Here is a 19,913-nt window from a genome sequence, read left to right as displayed (position 1 = left end):
GGCGTATACATCGCCTTGGTGCTGGTGCCAGCCAAGGCGGAATTGCGGTCTTGATGCGGTTGCAAACGATACACGGAGCGGGTCATGCTTGAGTTAGCGCATACTCTTCATGAGAAGCCTGCGCCAGAAAGCGATGCCGATTTTTCTCAGCGACTGATTGCCTGGCAGAAACGCTATGGTCGCCACGATCTGCCCTGGCAGCAGACGCGTGATCCTTATGCGATCTGGGTGTCGGAAATCATGTTGCAGCAAACCCAGGTGGCGGCGGTGATCGGCTATTACCAGCGCTTCATGCTGCGCTTTCCCACCATTGCCAGCCTGGCGACAGCGGCACAGGATGATGTCATGCAGCACTGGAGCGGGTTGGGGTATTACTCCCGGGCGCGCAATCTGCACAAGGCAGCACAGCAGGTCATGGAAGTGCATGGCGGTGTATTCCCGCAAACGCTGGAGGCGATACAGGCCTTGCCGGGCATAGGCCGCTCAACAGCATCGGCCATCGCCTCATTCGCGTTCGAGGCGCCGCATCCGATACTGGATGGTAATGTAAAGCGGGTGTTCGCCAGGCATTTTGCGATTGAGGGTTGGCCGGGTTTGCCGCGTGTAGAGCAGACGATGTGGGCGCTGGCCGAGCGCCTGCAACCAGCACAAGAGCACGGCCCCTATGCCCAGGCGCTAATGGATATGGGCGCCACTTTGTGCACCCGCAGCCGTCCACGTTGCGATGCCTGTCCCTTGCAGGCAACTTGCCTGGCGTATCGTGAAGGACGCACGCGCGAACTGCCCGCTTCCAAACCGCGCAAGGCGATTCCGGAAAAATCCACCACCATGCTGATATTGCTGCATGACAATCAGGTCATGCTGGAAAAACGACCCGGTTCAGGCATCTGGGGCGGCTTATGGAGCCTGCCGGAAGTCGATAGTGACCTGGATGCACAGCAGGCCGCCGTCGAGCGCTATGGCTTCCAGACGCAGAAGTTACCGCCGTTTGGCACGCTGACCCATGTATTCAGCCATTTCAGGCTGCATATACTGCCGCAGCCTCTGGCCGTTGAGACGACGCGGATGGCAACCCAAACCCCCGATATCCAGTGGTTGACGCTGGAAGCCGCAGTACAGGCGGGCATACCCGCACCTGTGCGCGTACTGCTGGAGCAATTGCGCTGGCAGCAAACCGCACTGCTATAAGTCTTCATTCCTGCGCAATGTCCTGATGCTTTTGCGCCGTTCCTCCCGAATGAGTAACATCTTTCCCGGCACCGTAATACCCGTTTGAAGTTAACGGGTATTGTGTGCAAGAATGACAGCACTACCATGATTGCCATACTTGAAGCCAAACGCGCAGGATTGCTTACCCGGGAGCATTGGGTGGCAAATATTGTGTCTGGTGTCATTGTAGGTGTGGTTGCGTTGCCATTGGCCATGGCCTTTGCCATTGCTTCTGGCGCCAAACCCGAGCAAGGCTTGTACACCGCGATCATCGCCGGAGCATTGACCTCACTTTTTGGTGGCAGCCGCCTGCAGATTGCCGGGCCTACCGGTGCCTTTATTGTTATTCTCTCGGGGATTACCGCGCAGTACGGCATCTCCGGCTTGCAGATTGCCACGCTGATGGCTGGATTCATGCTCATCGGCATGGGGCTGGCGCGTATGGGCGGTGTTATTCGCTATATCCCGGATCCCGTCATCATTGGGTTTACCAGCGGCATCGCCGTCATCATCTTCGTCGGGCAGTGGAAAGACTTTCTCGGTCTGCCTGTGCAGCCGGGTGCCGAGCACTTTCACCAGAAGCTATGGCATCTGGTGCAGTCCGTTCCGCATACCCATATCCCCACGTTGCTTTTGGCCGCATTCACCCTGATCGTCCTGCTGTATTCGCCGCGGGTGCTGAAGCGTATTCCAGCCCCCTTGGTTGCCATGCTGGCAGCAACTCTGCTGCATGCCGCCCTGGGACTGGATGGCGTGGCCACCATAGGCAGTGCGTTCGGCGGGATACCGCAACAATTGCCGCAATTTGCCTGGCCGGAGACCAGCCTGTCTGAAGTCCTGCACCTGATTGGTCCCGCCTTTACCATTGCCCTGCTGGGGGCGATTGAATCCCTGCTATCCGCCGTGGTGGCCGATGGCATGGCGGGAACCCGTCATAATTCGAATCAGGAGCTGGTGGGCCAAGGCATTGCCAATATCTTCTCCCCACTGTTTGGCGGCTTTGCCTCTACCGGGGCCATTGCCCGCACGGCGACCAATATTCGCAATGGGGCTACCAGCCCGCTTTCCGGGCTGGTGCATGCATTCACCCTGGTGTTGATTGTGTTGATACTGGCGCCGCTGGCCGCGCATATTCCCTTGTGTGCGCTGTCGGCCATTCTGTTTGTGGTGGCGTGGAACATGAGCGAAATAGGGCGCTTTCGCCACATGCTCACGACAGCACCGCGTGCGGATGTGGCCGTGCTGCTGATTACTTTTTTGCTGACGGTCTTTGGTGATCTGGTGATCGCCGTCAATATTGGCGTATTGCTGGCGGCTCTGCTGTTCATGAAGCGTATGTCCGATGCCGTGGTGCTTACCCAGCAGACGGATGAGCACGTGCAGCAACACGCCGCTCACCATGGTTATGTGTTGCCGCCGCAAACCGTGGTGTTCGATATGGAAGGGCCTTTTTTCTTTGCTGCTGCCGAGCGGCTGGAAACTACGCTTGAGCATGTGCATGCCCATGCGCGGGTGCTGGTATTGCGATTGGAGCATGTGCCGTTTGTGGATGCGACGGGCATGCAGGCCCTGTGGGATTTGCGCGATACCTGCAATAAACACGATACGCGCCTGGTGTTGTGCGGAATGCGTGCCAATGTGCGGTACAAACTGCAACGTGCCGGGCTGTTGGGGCAGCTGGGCGCCGCTAATGTCATTGATGATCTGGCGCAACTGACATAACCTCCGGCAACGCTTTTCAGCAGGCCGTCTGGCAGGTCTCCCGATAAATATCTCAACTTTTCAAGCCTGGCATGGTCGTACCTATGCTTGATTGATAATGTTGATATAAAAAAAGGAGAAGACGATGCAAGCTATGAAAACCCTGACTGCCGCCGCTATTCTGATGTTGGCGGGCAATGCCATGGCCGCGGATGTGAGTGTTCCCCAACCGCGTGCGGGCCAATGGAGCAGTATGGTCGCAATACTTGACCATCTGGATAACCACTACCTCATCAAAACAGGCGTTTACGATGATGTGAGTGCATGCTCCGAAGCTGTCCAATACATGGCAGGTAACGTGAACAAGGGCGGTGGGTTCATCTGGACCAACCGTGACCAGAGCGTGATTGAATTTGACGCGACGACAGACAAAGCCCCTAACAAGGCAAAAGTGCTGGAGTTGCGTTGCGTGCTGGAGCCATTCTCCCCCGAGCTGGTGAAGAAGTATTAAGCGCTGACGGCTAAGACCTGAATCGGCCCTGCTGGATTCAGGCTACAACGCCAATAAAAAACCCCGGAAAGATAGACTTCCGGGGTTTTTTGATGCTGGGAGTCTCCGCGGATAATGCCGAGGCTCCCTTCTTAAAGCTCAGCGGGGCTGATTACTTCTGATCCCAGCTGTCTTCCCACATGCAATGCTTGATCTTGTGACGATTGGCGATCAGTTCATCAATGGTTGGCTCATCGTTCAGTGCACGCTTGATGGCGAGCTTGGTGGCATCATAGTTGTTCTTGTACATGTCAGCCTTGTCCAGTGTGCCTTCCTTGGCCAGTGCGGCACAGCCCGGATCAATCCACACCAGGCTGATGATGCACAGGTCATTGACCTGATCCTTGGGGATAATGCCTTCGATCACACAGTCCAGAATCGCGTCGGCGGTGGCGGCTTGTACCAGGCCACCGAACAGTTCGATGTTGGTGGAATCCTTCAGCGTGACTTTAGGCACCATCATGGTGGCAGGGCGTACCAGCTGGTTGATGTCGCGTACGGCGAACATGGCAGTGTGGCCCTTGCTCTGCGCCATCATGTTGGCAAATGCGGTACCCACTGGGCCGTCTACAGCGCCAATGACGATTTCTGGCATCGCTGCAGTAACGTCTTTGCCTTCGCTGAATACGGTAGCTTCACCAGCTTTCATGATAATTTTTGACATGCGGAATTCCTTTTGTGGGATAAGAAAAAGAGGGGGTTGAAGAAAATCTTGATCCTGCATTTTACCCAAGCGGGCAGGGTGGGGCAAACAGTCGTTGCGGGGGTTACAGGGTGAGGATCATGTCGCAATGCGGGATGCCGGCATCCATGTAGACCGCGCTGCACACCACAAAGCCGGCTTTCTGATAAAACGCAATGGCATGGGTTTGCGCGGAAAGCTTTACTTCGTGCAATCCTAGATGGCTGCAATGCATGATGGCTTTGTCGAGCAATGCCCGGCCGACCCCATGGCCGCGCCACCCCGGCATCACCGCCATCCGGCCAATATGCCCATCCGGCAGTATGCGTGCGCAACCGATCACCTCATGCCCAAAGGTGCAGGCCAATAGGTGGTGCGCGTCTTCGTCCAGTCCATCCCACTCCAGCGATTCTGGCACCAGTTGTTCCTGCATGAACACCGTACGGCGCACATGCATCAGGGATGCGCCTGCCTGTTGCCAGCATACTGGCTTGATGACGTAGCCTGGGCAGGTATTACTCGGTGGCATGCTCAATCTGCTTGCGCTGTGCCTGCTCTGATTGCTGCAGGGTTTGTTCCACCTGTTTGGCTTGATCCAGCGTCGCCCGTGCTTCCTCGGCGACTTTGGGCGTGCTGTGGTCGGGCTCCGGGGTGCATGCGACCAACAATAAAGCTCCAGCGATAATGGCGATTCTCATGCTTGCTCCTCCGTGTTGCGGGCTTGCGGCCAGTCAGGCTTGCAGGCATCATGCCGTTTTGCCATGTTACCAACTCAGGAAAGTGTGTATGAACAAATTTTTCAGTCTGATCGGTCGTCTGCTGCTGGCGCAAATTTATCTGGTTTCCATCATTATCCAATTGATGCTGATTTTCAAGAATCCGGATGGTTATTCTGCCTATCAGGATTTTCTGGCACAACACGGACTGGGCACCATCTTCGCTCCCATCATGATACTGGTTCAACTCGTGGCGGGTAGCCTGCTATTCCTGGGATTCAAAACCCGCGGTGCGGCAATTACCCTGGCCATTTATTCCGTGTTTGTGGCGGTCATACTCAAGTTCAATGAGCCCATCGTCTTTATGCAGTACATGGCGATTGCGGGGGGCATGATCATTCTGGCAGTTAATCCCAAAACGGCGTTCAGCCTGGATAATCTCAAAAAGTGATTGGCGATTGAACGGTCTGCATGAATAAAAAAGCCCCGCATTGCGGGGCTTTTTTATGCATTTATTTCAGGCGGATTTGAGGTTTTTCGGGAGTTGGAATACGACATTCTCCACGACGCCCTGCAACTCGGTGACGTCGGCAGCCCCCATCTCCTGCAGGCGCTGAATGACTTCTTTCACCAACACCTCGGGTGCGGAGGCGCCAGCGGAAACACCGATGCGTTTTTTGCCTGTCAGCCACTCGGCATTCAGATAGCTGGCGTTATCCACCATGTAGGATTCTATGCCCTGGTTCTGCGCCACTTCACGCAAGCGGTTTGAGTTCGAGCTATTGGGGGAACCTACCACGATCACCAGGTCGCAATCTTTGGCCATCGCCTTGACCGCATCCTGACGGTTTTGCGTGGCATAGCAGATGGAGTCGCTTTTCGGTGGGCTAATGAGTGGGAATTTATTCTTGAGAGCGGTGACGATAGACGCGGCATCATCAATGGAAAGCGTAGTCTGTGTCACATAAGCGAGTCTGGCCGGGTCTTTCACCTGAAGGCTATCCACGTCTTCGGGGCTTTCCACCAGATACATGCCGCCATCGGACTGGCCCATGGTGCCTTCTACTTCAGGATGCCCCTTGTGGCCTATCATCACGATCTCTTTGCCATCCTGACGCATTTTGGCGACTTCGTTGTGTACCTTGGTAACCAGAGGGCAAGTAGCATCGAACACGCGCAGGCCACGAGCCTCGGCGTCGCTACGAACTTCGCGCGATACCCCGTGTGCGCTGAAAATTACTGTATTGCCTGGCGGGACTTCTTCCAGTTCCTCAATAAACACGGCGCCCTTGCGCTTGAGTTCATCCACGACAAATTTGTTGTGAACGACTTCGTGACGCACGTAGATGGGAGCCCCAAATTTTTCCAGCGCCTGCTCCACAATGATGATGGCGCGATCTACGCCAGCACAGAAGCCGCGGGGGTTGGCAAGTACGATATCCATAAATGTCTTCGATTCAGCTTAATGGCAGGCAGCGAAAGGCCGCCCTAGTTGCCCAGCCAGTGGGCAAAGGTTAACAGCAGCAACAGGCCGACCAGTAAAACCAGTACACGCCAGACCAGGCCGACGGCGCTTTTCAGATAATCAGCATCAGCCTCATCACCCAGGCCTAGCTCGGGACGGAACTGCAACACGCCGCGATATGGCAGGGGCTCACCCAGCCTGACGCCCAAGGCCCCAGCGCCACTTGCCAGTATGATACCCAGGGACTGCTCAGGCCAACCTGCAGCTTGGGTGCGCCAGCAATACACGGCATCTTCAAAGTCACCCACAATCGCAAAACATGCGCCCGAAATACGAATGGGCAGCCAGTCCAGCCATTCGAAGGCGCGATGGGCGAAACGATGGAAGTGGTTATCCAGATGAGGCTCCCAGCTTTGCATGAGGAGATGCGATAGACGATAAAGCAAAGCGCCACCCGGCCCCAGTAGCACAAACCAGAATATGGGCCCGAAGAGCCCCTGGTGGGCCCGGCGCAAGGTGGTTTCAATGCTGACGCGCGCGACTTCGGCGGCATTGTAGTGGCTGGTTTCCAAAGGGGGCTCCCATTGGCTGAGCAGGGTGCGCGCTTCGTCTATGTTTTTGTCGGCAAGGGCGGCAGCAATGCGTTCGGCGCGCTGGCTGAAGCGGCTGAAGCGTAGTATGAGGTAGAGCACGGCAATGCCAAACAGCATGCCAATGATGACGTTAAGTTCCATCAGACCGTAATAGAGAAAGCCGATGACGATGGATGGCAGCAGTGCCCCCAGTGTCCAGGCGACAACGCCGTGCCGGTTCTTGCCGCCATTAAAATTGCGCTCCAGCAATTGCGCATAAGGGGTGCATGCATGAAAAAGCCAATCCAGGCTTTTATGCGGGCGGTAGTAACTGAGAGCGAGAGCGCTGACCAGAACAATGAAATTCATGGAGATGCATCCTGCGGTTCATGCGATAACGGCATTTCTACCCGTAATACGCTGTTGTCGAAAATTTCCAGCGTGGGTAATTGTAATGAAGAGTGGTGCTGATTCGTATAGTCCAATAGGGCACCGTAGGTTTTGCCGTAGGCCAGCAAAGGATGTGCCTTGATGCTGACAGCGACGACTTCACGCTTGGGAATGGTCGCGCTTTTGAGTGGGGACTGCAGTTTTGCCTCTGCCGGAATCATGTAGCCGGTACGCGCCAGCAGGTCGGCAGGCTTGGTTTTGCGGGGGTCGGTCATGACCAGCGTAACCTCGGCACCGCGGGGGATGCCTTGCCTGTCCAGCTCCTGCTTGACCTCGGCCAGCGTTTCTCCCAGCTTCGAGTAAACCCCCTGCGCTTCAAGGTAGGCATAGTGATAATCGCCCGCCTGCTCGATTTGCAGCTTGGGCGTGCTGAACAGCCCCCACCACCACAACATGGCGGTAATGGGCAGGATGAAGGCGATAAAGATAATGGGTAGCTGTTTTTTCACGGGTATCGGTGCTTGAGGCGGGTGGCGGCATGGGAAGCAATAATCAAGGTAAAAGATACCACAACCCTGCCCGGCTTGCACTGATTCAGCTTGCGCCTATTCGTTTGTGCTGGCCTTAGTTGCTATAATCCTGTTTTTTCGAAAAAAGACGGCATCGCCGACCTGACCATGATGAAGAATACCGCCACATTGCTGGTGACCTGCCCGGACCAGAAAGGGATCGTTGCGGGTATTGCGGATTTTTTGTACCGCCACAATGCCAATATCCTGCATGCTGACCAGCATCAGGATGCGGAAAACGGCTTGTTTTTAATGCGAGTTGAGTGGGATCTGAGTGATTCCGCCATCAATGCGGATAACTTTTCCGAGCATTTCACGCCGATTGCCGAGCGTTTCAGCATGACCTGGCAATTAAAGCTGGGTCAGAAGCGTACCCGCATGGCGATCATGGTGTCGCAATACGATCATTGCCTGGTCGATTTGCTGCACCGTCATCAAAGTGGCGAACTGGCTTGCGAGATTCCGCTGATTGTCAGCAATCATCGCCATACCGAGCGGCTGGCTGAGTACCATGGCATCCCCTTCCATTATGTGGAGGTGAATCGCGACAATAAGGCTGAGGCAGAGGCCCAGCAGTTTGCCCTGTTTGATCAATACGGCGTAGACCTGATTGTACTGGCGCGTTACATGCAGATATTGTCGCCCGCCTTTGTGCAGCGTTACCCGCAGCGCATCATCAATATTCACCATTCCTTCCTGCCGGCCTTTATTGGTGCGCGTCCCTATCACCGGGCATTTGAGCGCGGCGTGAAGCTGATCGGGGCGACCAGTCATTATGTGACGGAAGTGCTGGATGAAGGCCCGATTATTGAGCAGGACATTGCGCGTATTTCCCATCGCGATCAGGTGGAAGACCTGATCCAGAAGGGGCGGGATCTGGAGCGCGTAGTGCTGTCACGCGCCGTGCGCTGGCACATTGAAAACCGTATTTTGCTCTACGCAAACAAGACGGTGATTTTTGATTAGGCGGATGTCCCCAAGCGGGCTGCATTAGTAAAGCCAAATAAAAAAAGCGAACGCGCAACCGTTCGCTTTTTTGTTGTCTGCAGATGGATGAGATCAGTCTTTCACGACATTTTCCAGTGCAAACAGCTCGGCGATGGTTTCGCGCTTGCGGATGAGCTGATAGGTTTCACCATCCACCATGACTTCCGCTGCGCGGGGACGAGTGTTGTAATTGGAGCTCATGCTCATGCCATAAGCACCTGCTGACAAGATCGCCAGCAGATCACCCTGTTTCAGACCCAACTCACGATCATGCCCGAGGAAATCGCCGCTCTCACATACCGGACCCACAATTTCATATACCTGTTTGGGCGTGGCAGCTGGGCTGACTTCGGCAATCTGGTGATAGGCATCGTATAGCGCAGGCCGCATGAGGTCATTCATGGCAGCATCCACAATCGCAAAATTCTTGGCCTCGGTGTGCTTGAGGTATTCCACACGCGTCAGCAATGCACCGGCATTCCCCACCAGCGCACGGCCAGGCTCAAATACCAGCTTGACCTTGCGGTCGCCTAGCTTCTTCAGCATGGCCGCGGCATAGGCTGCAAAATCCGGCGGTGTTTCTTCGTTGTAGCAAATGCCAATGCCACCGCCTGCATCGATGTGGCGGATCGCAATGCCTGCTGCCTCAAGCTGATCAACCAGCGCCAATACGCGGTCAAACGCATCCAGAAACGGCGACAGCTCAGTCAGCTGCGAACCGATATGGCAATCGACACCGTGCACGTCAATGTTGGGCATGGCAGCCGCTTGCTGATAAAGCGCCAGCGATTGCTCGTAGGCCACGCCGAACTTGTTGTTCTTGAGGCCGGTGGAAATATAAGGGTGGGTTTTGGCGTCCACGTTAGGATTGACGCGCAGCGATACCGGGGCGATTTTGCCCATGCTGCCAGCCACATCATTCAGGCGTTCCAGCTCGGCTGCGGACTCCACATTGAAGCAGAAAATCCCTGCTGATAGGGCTGCTCGCATTTCATCGGCGGTTTTACCTACGCCTGAAAACACTACTTTGGAGGCATCGCCACCCGCTGCCAGCACGCGAGCCAACTCACCACCAGACACAATATCAAACCCGGCGCCCAGTTTGGCAAAAACACTTAATACGCCCAGGCTGGGGTTGGCTTTGACGGCAAAGCACACCAGATGGTCTACGCCTGCAAAGCCTTGCTGAAAATCGCGGTAGGCGGTTTCCAGGGCTTGCCGGGAGTAGACATAGCAAGGGGTGGAGAACTCCTCTGCCAACTGCTTCAGAGGCACTTGTTCGGCGTGCAGTTGGCCGTTCTTGAGTTGAAATGCGTTCACGTGGGTATTGATCTATTAAATGTTGGGATAGGGGCGGTGTTGTGGCTCATGTTTAACGCGGACTCAGGGCACCTGATCGTTATCTTGTTTGGGCGATTTTTGTTCTGCCTTGCGCTCGGCAGGGTCCAGCGGATATTGCTTTTCAGGGATATAAAGCGGCCCCTTGGTGCCGCAGGCAGCGAGGCTGATGGAGAATAAAAGGCCGATGAGAACAATGCGCATGAGGTATATGCCTGGGCAAGTGAAAAGCCTGCGTATTTTAGCACAAAGCCTCTTTATCGAATGACGGAGGGCTTGCACGCCGCTTATCGCCCAAATTTGACCATACGTCGGGCGAGACTGGCGTTTGCGCGCTAAGATAAGCATGATTCAGTTACCTAGAAAGGGTACGCCATGCGTCAAGTATTCAGATCATGCCAGCAAGCTGGCTTTACATTGATAGAACTGATGATCACGGTTGCCATTGTCGGCATCCTGGCGTCTATTGCCTATCCCAGCTATACCGATTATGTGAAACGCGCCCAGATTCCGTCGGCCACCGGTGAGTTGTCGCAAATGCGTAATCGCATGGAGCGCTATTACCAGGATAACCGTACCTATGCCAATGGCGCTGGGTGTGGCGCCGCGGCATCGACGGTGGATCATTTCGCTGTGGCGTGCGTCACCAGCAATGGTGGGCAGGGTTACACGATTACCGCCACTGGTAATGGTCCCATGGCCAATTTTATCTACACCATAGATCAGAACAATGCGAAAACCTCACAGACCAAGTTCGGAAGTACGACCCAGACGTCGACGACCTGCTGGTTGACCAAGGCAGGGAGCAGTTGCTGATGTCAGCCCGTCCGGCGGCAGGCTTTACGCTGATTGAGATGCTGATTGTGATCAGCATCGTTGGCATATTGGCGGCAGTGGCTATTCCCAGTTTTCGCATTTTCATGGCGAATGTACAAATCAAGTCAGCGTCCGAAGCCATCTTGAATGGCTTGCAGCTGGCGCGCGCCGAGGCTGTGCGCCGCAATGCTCAGGTGCGGTTTACCCTGATAGGTCAGACAGGCTGGCGTGTGGGCTGCCTGACCGTGGTGGCGGATAACGATGGGGATGGCTTGCAGGATTGCCCAGCGATTATCCAGAGCCGCGATGCGTCAGAAAGTGCCAGCGCGGTGAAGACAACCGTCACGCCAGGCGGCGCTGCCACTGTTACGTTTAATGGGCTTGGCCGTATTCCGGATCCGGATGTCGGTGGGGTGTCATTGGCGAGCTCGATCAGCGACATCACGATTGATAACGACAACATCACTGCAGAGCAAAGCAAGGAATTGCGCATTCAGATCCGTGGCTCCACGGTGCGCAGCTGTGATCCGAATGTCACCTTGAGTGGAGATGGCCGTAAATGCTGATACCCGCCTCTTATGGACAACGATCTGCCCAGCAAGGCTCCATTCTGCTGGAAGGGCTTATTGCCATCCTGATCTTTTCAATCGGGATACTGGCAATTGTGGGGCTGCATGCCTCGGCCATCAAAACCGTGGCCGACGCCCAATATCGCCTTGAGGCCAGTCTGTATGCCGAGCGTATTGTTTCCCAGATGTGGGCTGACGTGCCCAATATTTCGACATATACCTACCCCGGTGGCTCGGCAACGGCACTCACACCCTGGCTGGCCAATATCAGCACCCTGCCCGGAGTAAATGTACAGGGCAACGTCAATGCGCCAACGATTACCGTGGCCGGCAGTATTGCCAATGGCTGGACGGTGACGGTGAACATTTTCTGGCAGGCACCCGGTGCCACGGCGAACGAAGGCCGGCACACCTTCCGTTCGGTGTCCTACATCAGCTCGCGGGATTCACAGACATGAGCAGCCGGCATTTTTCCAAGGGCTTCAGCCTAGTCGAACTGATGGTCGGCATCGTCATCGCCCTACTTGGCAGCCTGGTAATCGAGCAGGTATTTTCCATTACCGAGCAAAGCAAACAGACCACGACCAGTGGCAGCGATGCCCAGCAAAATGGCGCGTTGGCGATGTTGCTGATGGACAAGGATTTGCGGCAGGCGGGGTATGGCATGAATGTGACGGCGTGCTCGGTAGTATGCGATGTGTCTGGTTTTATGGGGGGGACAGTTACTATTACCGATTCAGGCGCGCGTACGGTTGCAGCTACCCCATTTGTGTTTGCTCCGATATTGATTGTTCAAGGGGCTGCAAATGCTCCCGATACCATCATTATCAGTTATGGCAATGCCTCAAACACCAGTGTGCCGGAATATTTGCAAACCACCACTGAAAACGGGACAAACGATTTCAATGTGAAGACTCTTTTTGGATTCGGGTTGGGGGATGTCATGGTTGTAGCAAACACCACGACAGGTACGGGGGATGTGGTCCAGTATAGCGGATACAGTGGGAGTGATTCGGCAACTCCGCGTATCAAGCATGAGACGGGTTCTTACCAGCTTGGCCCCGTGACCCAGTCTTTTCGATACAACGACGGTACTCTCCCGCTTTACCCCCCCCAAAGTCTGTTGTTTAACCTCGGCCAGGCCCCGGTCAACAATATTTACAGCATCGTTCAGGATAATTCAGGCCGTAGCAATTTGGTCCAAACTAACAATATGGTCGGTTCGCAAAGCATTATCGCAACCGATATCGTCGACTTGCAGGCGGAGTATGGCAAAGATACGAATGAGGATGGCTCGGTTGACCTCTGGGATACGGTGACCCCTACCGGTGCCAATGTCTCTTCATTGAATGAGGCATGGAAGCAGGTAATCGCCATTCGGTATGGACTGGTGGCCCGCAGCATCAAGCGCGAGTCTGCATGCAATGTCACGACAACGTTACCCGTCTGGCGGCCTGATGGAACGACAACGAAACCCTTCAGTAATGTCTCCACCAATAGCGACTGGCAATGCTACCGCTATCGTGTGTTTGAGACGACGAATGTGTTGCGTAACATGATATGGATGCCCAAGTAAATGAACACAATGCCTAACTCCCAACGTGGCGTAGTGCTGTTTCTCGCGCTGATTTTTCTGGTGGCGATGACGCTTGCCGGGGTCGCCCTGGTGCGGTCAGTGGATACTGGCAATATCATCGCCGGTAATGTGGCATTCAAGAAATCCGCTCTGATGTCCTCAGACCGTGGCATCCAGATAGCCTATCAGTGGCTTTCTGCCAATCAGAGCTCACTCAACTCGGATAGTCCCGGGAGTGGCTATTTCTCATCCTTGCCTGCTAATGGGGGCTCGCCAGGCTCAACTGCCGATGTATGGAATGACCGCAGCTGGGTGGCTGAGTCAGCATGGAGCAATGCCGTTACCTTGGCTGCCGATGGCGCAGGCAACACGACGCAGTATGTTATCCAGCGGATGTGCAAAGTGGCAGGCACAGCGTTTGATGCAGATGGACAATCCTGCATCAAACGCCAGATAGCCAATAATTCTCAAGGCGCGGGTGGACTGGAAGGGGGAGGGTCCTCTGCGTATAAAGGGCAATATATGGTGTATTACCGTGTTACCTCACGGGTAAAGGGCCCTCGTAATGCGGTGAGTATTACCCAGAGCACAGTTACGGTGAATTCTTAGGAGCCAGGAAAAATGCTGAATAGAAAACTAGAAATGCGCTTGTCGGTTTTCCTGGGTTTGCTTGTCTTGTCCATGGCCTTACCTGCTGGCGCCGCACTGACGGATATCGCTAATGCGCCCATCTCTAACAATTCAGGGACCGTGGTAAAGCCCAATGTCATGTTTGTTCTGGATGACTCGGGCAGTATGGATTTTAACTATCTGCCAGATAACGTGGCCAATAGTAACTCGGCGGGGACTATCTACAACTGCCGCCGCATGAGCAGCGGTTCCACGGAATGTGCAGGTGGGCGCGATGACGGGGCGGCCATGACCGAAGGCGGCGATCCGCCTTTTTACAGCTTTTACCATAACGCTACCTATTACAACCCGAATATTACATATACCCCTCCGGTCAACCCGTGTGATCCGACCTCCAACCTGCCCAGCCAAACCACCTGGACAGCGGTGCGTACCAATGGACATACGATGAATACCAGCTGCGGGCAGACCTCAGGTACCGTCAATATTCAAACGGCGTTCCCGGAGCGGGTGTACTGCAACTCCAACGGTACGACCTGCAAACGCAACGGGATCGACTATCGCAGCAGTGGTTCGTATGATGATTATGACTTTCCGGATAATGACAGAACCACGCCTTACACCTCGACGTCAGGGACTTACCGTTATCCTTCAACGGTCAGCTCCTATCCGCATTATTACCTGATTACCCCTACTGAATATTGCATAAAAGCAGATTTGAAAACCTGCAATGTGCAGTCTGCCGCCACGACGACCTATAGTTTTCCTGCTTACGTGCGGTATTGCAACAGCAACGCGAATGCTGGAACGACGGCCAATCCCGCCGATGGTAGCTGCCAGGCTGCATTTAATCGGAGTGCTGGTTTTCGCTATGCGCGCTATGGCAAATTCAAGCGTGTGAATATTGTTTCCGGGGCCACTTTTACCAAGGGTGAAAACCGCACGGATTGCAGTGGCAGCACGTGCAGCTATACCGAAGAAATGAATAATTTTGCCAACTGGTATGCGTATTACCGCACGCGCATGATGAACATGAAAAGCTCGGCCGGGCGCGCTTTCAGTTCACTGGATGATGCCTATCGGGTAGGGTTTATCACCCTGAATACGGCTTCCAGCAAATTCCTCAAGCTGGATACCTTTAACGCTACCAACAAGAAAACCTGGTACCAGCGCCTGTATGGCATGGACCCGAGTGGTGGTACGCCCCTGCGCGAAGCGCTTTCACGTGTGGGGCGCTACTATGGGGGTAAAACCAATGGCATCAACTCCATGACCACGGATGACCCGATGCAGTATTCCTGCCAGCAGAATTTCACGATACTGACGACGGATGGGTACTGGAACGGTAACGCCGGCGTTCAGCTGGATGGTACGAGTGCCATCGGCAGTCCTGACAGCAGTAACACCGGCTATGCCAAGCGCTCCGATGGCGTATACGATGGCAGTCTCGCTAATGCTAGCAACACCCTGGCCGATGTTGCCCTGTACTATTACCAGACCGATCTTCGGCCTTCCATGCCGGCCAGTGATCTGTTGAAGTCGCCCACTGACGATAATAACCAGCAGCACATGGTGACTTTCACCTTGGGCCTGGGCCTGAATGGTGAACTGGAATATGACCCCTATTACCAGACGCCGCAAGGGGACTTCAAGGACATTATCGATGGGGTCAAAAATTGGCCTGTGCCAGTAGCTGATACCCTCACAGCGGTTGACGATCTGTGGCATGCCGCCGTTAATGGTCGGGGTCAGTATTTCAGTGCGTCGGACCCCTCTGCGGTCACTTCCGGGCTGCAAACGGCCTTGGCTGCGGTGAATACCAAATCCACGGATGCCTCGGCGGCCACGACCAGTAGCCCTAATCTGACCTCCGGGGATAACTACGCGTTTAATGCTACCTACCGCACGGTGAAGTGGGATGGCGAAATAGTCGCGGGCACTATCGACCTGACGACGGGACTCGCTACCTCGACTAACCTCTGGTCAGCCCAAGCTCAGCTAGATGCGAAAGGTGGTATTGACGCAGACACGCGCACTATCTACAAAATGAATACCAGCCGTGCGTTGGTGCCGTTTAATACCGCTAACCTGAGCTCTACCGAGGTGCTGCTGTTTACCAACCAGTGCAGCAAGTTATCGCAATGTCCGGTACTTAATTCGACCACCCAAACGATTGCCAACAATGCGAACAACCTCATTAATTTCTTGCGCGGCCAAAGCCAGCACGAAAATGTCGGCAGCAATCCACAAGCCAGCAAGGCCTTCCGTGATCGCGAACATGTGCTGGGTGATCTGGCCAACTCGATTCCGGCCTATGTCAAAGCGCCACGATACAATTTTGGCGACTATGTATCGCCTAGTTATGGCGCATTCAAGATCGCTAATACCAATCGTCCAGCTACGCTTTATGTCGGCGGCAATGATGGCATGCTGCATGCATTCAATGCGGACACGGGTGCCGAACGCTGGGCGTTTGTGCCGCGTACTGTCATGTCCAATATGTACGCGCTGGCAGATAAAAATTACTCTTCGAAGCACAAATATTATGTTGATGGTTCCCCGATCGTCATGGATATTTTTGCCGGTGGCGGCTGGAAAACCATACTGGTCGGTGGCCTGAATGGCGGCGGTCGTGGCTATTATGCGCTGGATGTCACAGACCCCACTGCACCCAAAGGCTTGTGGGAATTCTGTAGTGACAGTACCTATTGCGATGTTGCTGATGAAAATCTGGGGTATACCTTTGGCAATCCGGTGATAGGCAAATTGCCCAATGGTACGTGGGTGGTCATGGTGACCTCAGGCTACAACAATGTCTCACCAGGCGATGGCAAGGGCTATTTGTATGTGCTGAATGCCTTGACCGGAGCGTTGATCAAAAAAGTCTCCACCGGGGTCGGTGACACCACTACCCCTAGCGGGCTGTCGAGAATCAATGGGTGGGCGGATAATGGCAACGCGGATGCTACCATCACCCAGGTTTATGGCGGCGATCTTCTGGGCAATGTATGGCGCTTTAATATGAGCGATTACAATGTCACCACCCTGGCTCAGCTCAAATATGGCAATACGGCACAGCCAATAACCACCAAGCCTGAGCTGGCAGCTATATCTGGCAGTACTGCGCATATCGTATATGTGGCTACAGGGGCTTACCTGGGGCTGACCGATCTCAGTACGACAGGCGTGCAAACCATTTATGCCCTGCGGGATACGGGATCCTCCATTAGTAATGCACGTACCAACCCCATCACAATTTCAAAATCCGGCAATACCGCCACCGTCAGTGGCACCGGCGTCAATGGCAGCTGGTATGCTGATTTGCCGACAACGGGGGAGCGCGTCTTCGTTAATCCGCAGTTAGGTTTGGGCACGCTGGTGGTGGCCAGTGGTATTCCCAGTGGGGATGCATGCAGCCCTGGTGGCGATAGCTGGATATATTTCTTTGATTACAAAACTGGCCGCTTTACTACCGCAGGCACAAGTACACAGGGCACCTATAATTCATCAGGTGGGTTGATAACGGGCTTGTCGCTATACACACTGCCCAATGGAACATTGCGGTACACCACAGCAACCGTGGGTGGGGATACCACCAAGGTGACGGGTGACGGGAACAGCAATGGTGAGGCTATCAGCGGATCAAGCTCCGAGTATCCAACGCGCTCCAGCTGGCGTGAAATTACAACGGAGTAAGCTAGTTTGGACGGCGGTTTCTCAGCTGGTACGCTAGAGCCGCCGCCAGCATCAAACTAGCTGGTCTGAGAGTTTCTCCAGCGCATCCACCATGATGGCCGCCGGATTGCAGTCAGTCTGCGCGGCTATCTCCACCATGCCGGTCGGGCTGGTGACATTTACTTCGGTCAGGCTGTCACCGATTACATCCAGGCCAACCAGGAAGAGGCCATTCGCTTTCAATACTTTGCCGACGGTAGTGGCAATTTCGCGATCACGTTCCGTTAACGGTTGTGCCACGCCTTTGCCGCCAGCCGCCAGGTTGCCACGGGTTTCGCCATTTTGCGGAATGCGCGCTAGAGCGTAAGGCACTGGCTCACCGTCAATAATCAGGATACGTTTATCGCCTTTGACGATCTCTGGCAGGTAGCGCTGGGCCATGACGGTGCGCTTCTCAAAGTCGGTGATGGTTTCCAGGATCACGCCGATATTCGGATCTTGCTGCGTCAGGCGAAACACGCTGCTGCCGCCCATACCATCCAGCGGCTTGACCACGATATCGCCATGCGCCGCCAGAAACTCACGGATCAGCCCACGCTGCCGTGTTACCAGAAAAGGCGGTGCAAACTGCGGGAAGCGGGTGATGGAGAGTTTCTCGTTCCAGCCTCTTACTGCTTGGGGTGCATTCAGAATACGCGCGCCTTGGCGTTCGGCCATTTCCAGCAGATAGGTGCTGTAGAGAAATTCGTTATCAAAGGGCGGGTCTTTGCGCATAAGCACGGCGTCAAACTTCTCAGGTGCAGTCTCCTGCAAATCCCCCAGCACATAGCCATGCTCGCCAAAGGCAAAGTCGCGATATTGCACGGTGACGTTGTCATGGCGCAGCAGCACTTGCTGTTGCTCACAGACGGCCAATGCGTGGCCGCGCCGCGCCGCCTCGCGCATGATGGCGAGGCTGGTGTCCTTGTAGCTGACCAGCTTGTCCAGCGGGTCCAGGATGAAGAGTAGCCGCATATTATTGGTCTGGGTCGTGTTCTTGCAGCTCAATGGCTGCTGCCAGCAAGGCTAGTCGGGCGACGACGCCGTAGGCATAGAAGCGATTGGGTGGCGCATCGGGCGCGCCCGCACAATCGGGCAAGGAGCATGGTTTTTCGAAGGCGAGGGGTTCGAAGTGCATGCCAGGGGCATTCAGGTTTTCATCCACCCCACGTCCGGTATGCACACGGTAAAAACCGCCCACCACAAAGTGATCCATCATGTAGACCACGGGTTCGGCCACCGCGTCATGGATACATTCAAACGTGTATACGCCCTCTTGCAGGATCACTTCTGACACCTGCATGCCTTCTTTGACCACGGCCATTTTATTGCGCTGCTTGCGATTGAGGTCTTTGACATCCTCCGGACTTTTCACCGTCATGATGCCCATGCCATAAGTCCCTGCATCTGCTTTTACGATGACAAAAGGCTCTTGCTCAACGCCATACTCGGCGTACTTGATGCGAATTTTGGCGAGCAACTGATCCACTTTTTCCGCCAGCTCGGCTTCCCCTACGCGCGCATGAAAATCCAGGCCACTGCAAGTATCGAAATACGGGTTCAGCAACCATTCATCAATGCCAAGCAGATTGGCGAAGTCTTTAACCACGCCATTGTAAGCGCTGAAGTGCTGGGATTTGCGTCGCGTTGCCCAGCCAGCGTGCAAAGGGGGGATCAGGTTCTGTTCCAGTCCTTGCAGGATGTCCGGTACGCCACCCGATAAATCGTTATTGAGCAGAATGGCGCAGCTGTCGAAATTATCCAGCACCAGGCGGTTGCCCTTGCGTTGCACAGGCTCGAGCAGGATGCTGCCGCCATCATGCGTTTCCAGGTAAGTGGGCTCGGTAATCTCGGGCGAAATACTTCCAATGCGCACTTCCAGGCCGGCATGCCGCAGGATATTCGTCAGCGCTGCCACATTGCGCAGATAGAAGGTATTGCGCGTGTGGTTTTCAGGAATAACCAGCAAGCGCCTTGCATCCGGGCAGATTTTCTCCACCGCGCCCATGGCGGCCTGCACACACAGCGACAGAAACTCAGGATTCAGGTTATTGAATCCGCCAGGGAAAAGATTGGTATCCACGGGCGCCAGTTTGAAACCTGCATTGCGCAAATCAACGGAAGCGTAAAAAGGAACGCTGTATTCCGCCCATTGGCTGCGGAACCAATGTTCGATTTGCGGCATGGCTGCCAGCATGCGTTGCTCTAGGGATAACAAGGGGCCAGTCAAGGCGGTTGTAAGATGAGGGACCATATTCAATCAAATTGTATAAGTCCGTAGGATTCTAGCTTAGTTGCATCCATCTGACTAAAAAAAACGGGCGCAGATTGCGCCCGAAGAGGAGGAGATAATGCATGGAAACCGAGCAATAAAATGTTCGAAACACCGAAGTGTGGAGCAATTTATGCCTAGTCATACATAAGCAAAC

General features: G+C 54.6%; 21 protein-coding genes. 11 read left to right on the top strand and 10 right to left on the bottom strand.

From position 1 onward, the window contains the following. The first annotated feature begins 84 nt into the window (after nucleotides 1–84). From mutY to LG203_RS12960, 3 genes are all read left to right on the top strand, one after another. Complete coding sequence (mutY, locus tag LG203_RS12970) at nucleotides 85–1,188, top strand: A/G-specific adenine glycosylase (RefSeq protein WP_230346143.1); 1,104 nt, start codon at nucleotides 85–87, stop codon at nucleotides 1,186–1,188. 126 nt (nucleotides 1,189–1,314) lie between these two features. Further along, complete coding sequence (locus LG203_RS12965) at nucleotides 1,315–2,931, top strand: SulP family inorganic anion transporter (protein ID WP_230346142.1); 1,617 nt, start codon at nucleotides 1,315–1,317, stop codon at nucleotides 2,929–2,931. Nucleotides 2,932–3,055: 124 nt separating this feature from the next. After that, nucleotides 3,056–3,421 carry a hypothetical protein gene (locus LG203_RS12960; RefSeq protein ID WP_230346141.1) on the top strand — a complete coding sequence of 122 codons (366 nt, stop codon included), beginning with the start codon at nucleotides 3,056–3,058 and terminating at the stop codon, nucleotides 3,419–3,421. 151 nt (nucleotides 3,422–3,572) lie between these two features. Here the strand turns inward: LG203_RS12960 and fae are convergent, their stop codons facing one another. The 3 genes from fae to LG203_RS12945 form a co-directional block, all read right to left on the bottom strand. Further along, nucleotides 3,573–4,124, bottom strand: a complete 552-nt coding sequence (gene fae / locus LG203_RS12955; protein ID WP_013443310.1) for a formaldehyde-activating enzyme — start codon at nucleotides 4,122–4,124, stop codon at nucleotides 3,573–3,575. A 103-nt stretch (nucleotides 4,125–4,227) separates the two neighbouring features. Beyond that, complete coding sequence (locus LG203_RS12950; protein ID WP_230346140.1) at nucleotides 4,228–4,671, bottom strand: GNAT family N-acetyltransferase; 444 nt, start codon at nucleotides 4,669–4,671, stop codon at nucleotides 4,228–4,230. Beyond that, nucleotides 4,658–4,840, bottom strand: coding sequence for a hypothetical protein (locus LG203_RS12945; RefSeq protein WP_230346139.1), 183 nt, complete (start codon nucleotides 4,838–4,840; stop codon nucleotides 4,658–4,660). Before LG203_RS12945 ends, LG203_RS12950 begins: the two co-directional genes overlap by 14 nt. A gap of 88 nt (nucleotides 4,841–4,928) precedes the next feature. Here LG203_RS12945 and LG203_RS12940 point away from each other — a divergent pair, with 88 nt between their 5' ends. After that, on the top strand, nucleotides 4,929–5,309 hold the full coding sequence (locus LG203_RS12940; protein WP_015831078.1) for a DoxX family protein: 381 nt from the start codon (nucleotides 4,929–4,931) through the stop codon (nucleotides 5,307–5,309). Nucleotides 5,310–5,375: 66 nt separating this feature from the next. Here the strand turns inward: LG203_RS12940 and ispH are convergent, their stop codons facing one another. Genes ispH through LG203_RS12925 form a run of 3 tightly spaced genes read right to left on the bottom strand, consistent with a single transcriptional unit; the run spans nucleotide 5,376 to nucleotide 7,794 of the window. Next, a complete protein-coding gene (ispH, locus tag LG203_RS12935) occupies nucleotides 5,376–6,302 on the bottom strand; it encodes a 4-hydroxy-3-methylbut-2-enyl diphosphate reductase (RefSeq protein WP_230346138.1) in 927 nt (308 codons plus the stop codon). A gap of 44 nt (nucleotides 6,303–6,346) precedes the next feature. Continuing rightward, complete coding sequence (locus LG203_RS12930; RefSeq protein WP_230346137.1) at nucleotides 6,347–7,264, bottom strand: CobD/CbiB family protein; 918 nt, start codon at nucleotides 7,262–7,264, stop codon at nucleotides 6,347–6,349. Next, nucleotides 7,261–7,794 (bottom strand): GyrI-like domain-containing protein, encoded by a 534-nt coding sequence (locus LG203_RS12925; RefSeq protein WP_230346136.1) that lies wholly within the window; start codon nucleotides 7,792–7,794, stop codon nucleotides 7,261–7,263. Before LG203_RS12925 ends, LG203_RS12930 begins: the two co-directional genes overlap by 4 nt. 171 nt (nucleotides 7,795–7,965) lie before the next feature. Between LG203_RS12925 and purU the strand changes: the two genes are divergently transcribed. Beyond that, complete coding sequence (gene purU / locus LG203_RS12920; RefSeq protein ID WP_230346380.1) at nucleotides 7,966–8,820, top strand: formyltetrahydrofolate deformylase; 855 nt, start codon at nucleotides 7,966–7,968, stop codon at nucleotides 8,818–8,820. A gap of 93 nt (nucleotides 8,821–8,913) precedes the next feature. Here purU and lysA read toward each other — a convergent pair whose 3' ends face one another. Together lysA and lptM are read right to left on the bottom strand one after the other, a co-directional pair. Continuing rightward, nucleotides 8,914–10,161 (bottom strand): diaminopimelate decarboxylase, encoded by a 1,248-nt coding sequence (lysA, locus tag LG203_RS12915; RefSeq protein WP_230346135.1) that lies wholly within the window; start codon nucleotides 10,159–10,161, stop codon nucleotides 8,914–8,916. 63 nt (nucleotides 10,162–10,224) lie between these two features. Further along, the gene (gene lptM / locus LG203_RS12910; RefSeq protein ID WP_230346134.1) at nucleotides 10,225–10,383 is read right to left on the bottom strand and encodes an LPS translocon maturation chaperone LptM; all 159 of its coding nucleotides are present in this window, start codon (nucleotides 10,381–10,383) and stop codon (nucleotides 10,225–10,227) included. Nucleotides 10,384–10,554: 171 nt separating this feature from the next. On the opposite strand from lptM, the gene LG203_RS12905 reads away from it, so the two are divergent. Genes LG203_RS12905 through LG203_RS12880 form a run of 6 tightly spaced genes read left to right on the top strand, consistent with a single transcriptional unit; the run spans nucleotide 10,555 to nucleotide 17,466 of the window. Beyond that, nucleotides 10,555–10,995 (top strand): type IV pilin protein, encoded by a 441-nt coding sequence (locus LG203_RS12905; RefSeq protein WP_230346133.1) that lies wholly within the window; start codon nucleotides 10,555–10,557, stop codon nucleotides 10,993–10,995. Further along, nucleotides 10,995–11,561 (top strand): GspH/FimT family pseudopilin, encoded by a 567-nt coding sequence (locus LG203_RS12900; protein WP_230346132.1) that lies wholly within the window; start codon nucleotides 10,995–10,997, stop codon nucleotides 11,559–11,561. The genes LG203_RS12905 and LG203_RS12900 overlap by 1 nt, the downstream gene beginning before the upstream one ends. Then, on the top strand, nucleotides 11,555–12,022 hold the full coding sequence (locus LG203_RS12895; protein ID WP_230346131.1) for a type IV pilus modification PilV family protein: 468 nt from the start codon (nucleotides 11,555–11,557) through the stop codon (nucleotides 12,020–12,022). The genes LG203_RS12900 and LG203_RS12895 overlap by 7 nt, the downstream gene beginning before the upstream one ends. Further along, nucleotides 12,019–13,140 (top strand): PilW family protein, encoded by a 1,122-nt coding sequence (locus tag LG203_RS12890; RefSeq protein WP_230346130.1) that lies wholly within the window; start codon nucleotides 12,019–12,021, stop codon nucleotides 13,138–13,140. The genes LG203_RS12895 and LG203_RS12890 overlap by 4 nt, the downstream gene beginning before the upstream one ends. Beyond that, nucleotides 13,141–13,749 carry a pilus assembly PilX family protein gene (locus LG203_RS12885; protein ID WP_230346129.1) on the top strand — a complete coding sequence of 203 codons (609 nt, stop codon included), beginning with the start codon at nucleotides 13,141–13,143 and terminating at the stop codon, nucleotides 13,747–13,749. It abuts the gene before it with no gap. Nucleotides 13,750–13,761: 12 nt separating this feature from the next. Beyond that, entirely contained in the window at nucleotides 13,762–17,466 is a 3,705-nt protein-coding gene (locus tag LG203_RS12880) for a pilus assembly protein (RefSeq protein WP_230346128.1), read from the top strand. Nucleotides 17,467–17,517: 51 nt separating this feature from the next. Here LG203_RS12880 and gshB read toward each other — a convergent pair whose 3' ends face one another. Continuing rightward, nucleotides 17,518–18,459 (bottom strand): glutathione synthase, encoded by a 942-nt coding sequence (gshB, locus tag LG203_RS12875; protein ID WP_230346127.1) that lies wholly within the window; start codon nucleotides 18,457–18,459, stop codon nucleotides 17,518–17,520. A 1-nt stretch (nucleotide 18,460) separates the two neighbouring features. After that, complete coding sequence (gene gshA, locus LG203_RS12870; protein ID WP_230346126.1) at nucleotides 18,461–19,738, bottom strand: glutamate--cysteine ligase; 1,278 nt, start codon at nucleotides 19,736–19,738, stop codon at nucleotides 18,461–18,463. Nucleotides 19,739–19,913: the final 175 nt, after the last annotated feature.

Origin of the sequence: Methylovorus mays (assembly GCF_020531915.1) — a bacterium.
GTDB classification, from domain to species: Bacteria; Pseudomonadota; Gammaproteobacteria; order Burkholderiales; family Methylophilaceae; genus Methylovorus; species Methylovorus mays.
The sequence above is the reverse complement of the archived record's forward strand: the minus strand, read 5'-3'. Positions and strand labels throughout refer to the sequence as shown.

Bases quoted from the DNA above. Each gene is read 5' to 3' on its own strand.
- LG203_RS12940 (WP_015831078.1), top strand. From the start codon at position 4,929: ATGAACAAATTTTTCAGTCTGATCGGTCGTCTGCTGCTGGCGCAAATT.
- LG203_RS12930 (WP_230346137.1), bottom strand. From the start codon at position 7,264: ATGAATTTCATTGTTCTGGTCAGCGCTCTCGCTCTCAGTTACTACCGC.
- LG203_RS12905 (WP_230346133.1), top strand. From the start codon at position 10,555: ATGCGTCAAGTATTCAGATCATGCCAGCAAGCTGGCTTTACATTGATA.
- LG203_RS12945 (WP_230346139.1), bottom strand. From the start codon at position 4,840: ATGAGAATCGCCATTATCGCTGGAGCTTTATTGTTGGTCGCATGCACC.
- gshB (WP_230346127.1), bottom strand. From the start codon at position 18,459: ATGCGGCTACTCTTCATCCTGGACCCGCTGGACAAGCTGGTCAGCTAC.
- lptM (WP_230346134.1), bottom strand. From the start codon at position 10,383: ATGCGCATTGTTCTCATCGGCCTTTTATTCTCCATCAGCCTCGCTGCC.
- mutY (WP_230346143.1), top strand. From the start codon at position 85: ATGCTTGAGTTAGCGCATACTCTTCATGAGAAGCCTGCGCCAGAAAGC.
- fae (WP_013443310.1), bottom strand. From the start codon at position 4,124: ATGTCAAAAATTATCATGAAAGCTGGTGAAGCTACCGTATTCAGCGAA.
- ispH (WP_230346138.1), bottom strand. From the start codon at position 6,302: ATGGATATCGTACTTGCCAACCCCCGCGGCTTCTGTGCTGGCGTAGAT.
- LG203_RS12965 (WP_230346142.1), top strand. From the start codon at position 1,315: ATGATTGCCATACTTGAAGCCAAACGCGCAGGATTGCTTACCCGGGAG.
- LG203_RS12895 (WP_230346131.1), top strand. From the start codon at position 11,555: ATGCTGATACCCGCCTCTTATGGACAACGATCTGCCCAGCAAGGCTCC.
- gshA (WP_230346126.1), bottom strand. From the start codon at position 19,738: ATGGTCCCTCATCTTACAACCGCCTTGACTGGCCCCTTGTTATCCCTA.
- LG203_RS12890 (WP_230346130.1), top strand. From the start codon at position 12,019: ATGAGCAGCCGGCATTTTTCCAAGGGCTTCAGCCTAGTCGAACTGATG.
- LG203_RS12885 (WP_230346129.1), top strand. From the start codon at position 13,141: ATGAACACAATGCCTAACTCCCAACGTGGCGTAGTGCTGTTTCTCGCG.
- LG203_RS12950 (WP_230346140.1), bottom strand. From the start codon at position 4,671: ATGCCACCGAGTAATACCTGCCCAGGCTACGTCATCAAGCCAGTATGC.
- LG203_RS12900 (WP_230346132.1), top strand. From the start codon at position 10,995: ATGTCAGCCCGTCCGGCGGCAGGCTTTACGCTGATTGAGATGCTGATT.
- LG203_RS12960 (WP_230346141.1), top strand. From the start codon at position 3,056: ATGCAAGCTATGAAAACCCTGACTGCCGCCGCTATTCTGATGTTGGCG.
- purU (WP_230346380.1), top strand. From the start codon at position 7,966: ATGAAGAATACCGCCACATTGCTGGTGACCTGCCCGGACCAGAAAGGG.
- LG203_RS12880 (WP_230346128.1), top strand. From the start codon at position 13,762: ATGCTGAATAGAAAACTAGAAATGCGCTTGTCGGTTTTCCTGGGTTTG.